2 protein-coding genes and 1 pseudogene are annotated in these 2,776 nt (G+C 43.7%); all 3 read left to right on the forward strand.

What is annotated here, in order from left to right; all coding sequences use genetic code 11:
- A pseudogene (locus KYS23_RS20495) lies at positions 1–415 on the forward strand (hypothetical protein); the annotation flags it as partial.
- 127 nt (positions 416–542) lie between these two features.
- The gene (locus tag KYS23_RS20500; protein WP_218420074.1) at positions 543–854 is read left to right on the forward strand and encodes a DUF2695 domain-containing protein; all 312 of its coding nucleotides are present in this window, start codon (positions 543–545) and stop codon (positions 852–854) included.
- 521 nt (positions 855–1,375) lie between these two features.
- A complete protein-coding gene (locus KYS23_RS20505; protein WP_218420075.1) occupies positions 1,376–1,855 on the forward strand; it encodes a nuclear transport factor 2 family protein in 480 nt (159 codons plus the stop codon).
- Positions 1,856–2,776: the final 921 nt, after the last annotated feature.

Raw genomic sequence — 2,776 nt, forward strand, 5'->3', positions numbered from 1 at the left:
CTGGGACGCCTATACGCGGGGCGGCTTCGCCATTATGCCCCACGCATCTGCGCCCCTTAGCTTAAAGTTAGGTGCTTTGGTGAAAAAAATGTTTACTTCGGGATGGGAACCAACGCTTCTTTCAGAGGAAGTTTTGGCCTCTGGCGTGTGGTTTTATGATAATAAAATACCATTCAATGCAAAGTTGCTTAGACAAAAATATGATTACACATCTTTTGATTTACCAAAAATAGAAGTGACTGTTCACCCTTATAATTTGGATTATATCGATTACTCCATAAGTGACGAGGGCTCTGTATATTTCTGGCAATTTGAAGGACAGGGGCGCAAAAGTAAATCACCTACATTTAGTACTTATTTCGCCGCAAGGGACCACATCAATTCCTACGGTACAAAATATGATATTTCATGGTAAGCACGCACCTAACAAAAAAATTAAGTTCGCCCGCTTCGCGGGCTGGGACGCATACACGCAGGGCGGCTTCGCCATTATGCCCTACGTGCCTGCGCCCCTTATTTAAAAGTTATGTGTAGGAGGCACTGTGGCATCTAAGGAAGAAAAAAGAAGGCGCGCCGCCTTAGTTCAAGCGATGGTTGCTGAGGACACGGCAAAGGCAATTGAAGAAATGCCTATATCTCTTGCTCATCTAGGCCAGCTATTTGATCACTTAGATGTAGAGCTTGAAAATGGGTGTGATCATACGCCAAGGATCACTGCCGCATTCTTAACAAGCAATGGCCTAAATCTAGAAGTCATACTGCCTTGGCTTCACGATCAAGGTGGTTTCTGTGATTGTGAAATACTGGCAAACGTAGAAGAAAGCTGGGAAAGTGAAATTAGCAAAAACACATAACAAGTTTATTAAACAACGTTACGGCCAAAAAACGGCCTCCACTGGACGCGCAAGAAGCGCGCGCCGTTTATAAAGGCGTTAGGTGCTACAAGGAAATACGACATGCCATACAGAGTTAAACACTACGCTCAACCTGTCAACGTAGGTTACTCGGTAAGTTGGGAAGCTGTCGCAATCGAGCTTTTCATTGGGGCTATCTGTTCTGTTATGGCATATTTCGGATGGACAACGGGAGTAATACTTATGGCTGCACCATGCGCCTTTGTTGCATTTTCATGTTATGTATTGGTCATCGCACAAATAGTTCTTTATCTTAGAGAAAAACAACAGAGCAAGGACCCAAAATAGAACGGCAGCTGTTATGGCACAATCTAGGTTATTTAAGAGCGCACCTAACAAAAAAATTAAGTCACTCACTTCGTTCGCTGGGACGCATACATGCGGGGCGGCTTCGCCATTATGCCCCACGTATCTGCGCCCCTTAGCTTAAAGTTATATGCCAAAGGAAAAGGAATTACTGATTGTTTAAAAGTAAATTTATCTTGGTGATTTTTGCTCTATCACTATCATGTTTGGCTCATGCAAATCCAAACCGCACCGGTTTAGAGAAAGAAGTATTGGCTTCATTTCAAAGTCTTGTAGAAGCATCAAAGAGGCTGGATACAAAATCTTATTTTCAACATTTTGATGCAGACAAGTTTATCGGTTTGAATAGCGACGGTACAAACTGGAACTCTATCGATGAGCTGACACCAGTTATAAATGTTGGCTTTAGCTCAATACAAAAAGTTAATTCTCTAGAGTTCCTAAACGTCAAGGTGTCGGTCATTGATGATTACACCGCTATTTTGGTCAACGAGTTTTCACAATCTGTATTACTTAAAAATGGTACTACCTATACTTTTTCAGGTGGTGGTAGACAAGTCTGGTCTAAACACAGCGGGCAATGGAAATTAGTTAGTGTGTCAGCAAGTAATAAACCTTCAGCCAGCACTCCGTAAGAAGCTGGCATATAACAAAAAAATCAAATTCGCCCGCTGTCGCGGGCTGGGACGCAAACATGTGGGCTGACTCGCTGCGCTCGGGATGGTAGCCCACATATTTACGCCCCTTATTTAAAAGTTAGAAGGCGTCAGCCTAGACTGCACTTTGCTTTATAAAAACATCAGTCCAACCGCCCTCACCTACTGTTTCAAAAATCGCTCTGGCTTTTGATGGTTTTAACTTCGCCGCATTAACTTCAAAGGTTGCGCAATAGGCGCTTTATCGCCTAGTTCTTATTTTCAGTCAGCAAGCGCCATTGCACTTGGTAACTCAAATGGCAGCTTGCTTCAGTCAAGTCAAAAACATCACCGCGCTGTCGTTTTACTTGTTTGTGTTAATAATCAATCGTATGCTGGCTCTATTAGTTTTTAATAAGGCCAAGGGAACAGGCTCTGCTTCTAACAAAGCGCTCAAGTCACTCCCTTCGGTCGTTAGGACGCATTTACGCGGGGCGGCTTCGCCATTATGCCCCACGCAACTGCGCCGCTTAGCTTAAAGTTAGAAGGCGGCAGCCTAAAGTTCGTTTGGCTTAATAAAAATATCAATTCAACCACCCTCTTCTGTTGTTTCCAACATCGCTCAAGCATTAGTAGTTTTAATGTCACCGCGCTTACTTCAAAGGTCGAGCAATAGGCGATTTATCACCAAGCTCTTACTTTCTGCCAGCAAGCGCCATTGCGTTTGTTAGTTCAAAAGGCGGCTTACCTCAGTCAAGTCACCTACATCACTGCACTATTGTTTTACTTGTTTGCCTTAACAATCAATCGTATGCTGACTTTATCAGTTTTTAATTAGGCTAAAGGAACAGGCTCTGCTTCTAACAAAGCGCTTAAGCCTCTCCCTTCGGTCGCTGGGACGCCTATACGCGGGGCGGCTTC

It is taken from the genome of Alteromonas lipotrueae, assembly GCF_019249255.1.
Taxonomy (GTDB): Bacteria; Pseudomonadota; Gammaproteobacteria; order Enterobacterales; family Alteromonadaceae; genus Alteromonas; species Alteromonas lipotrueae.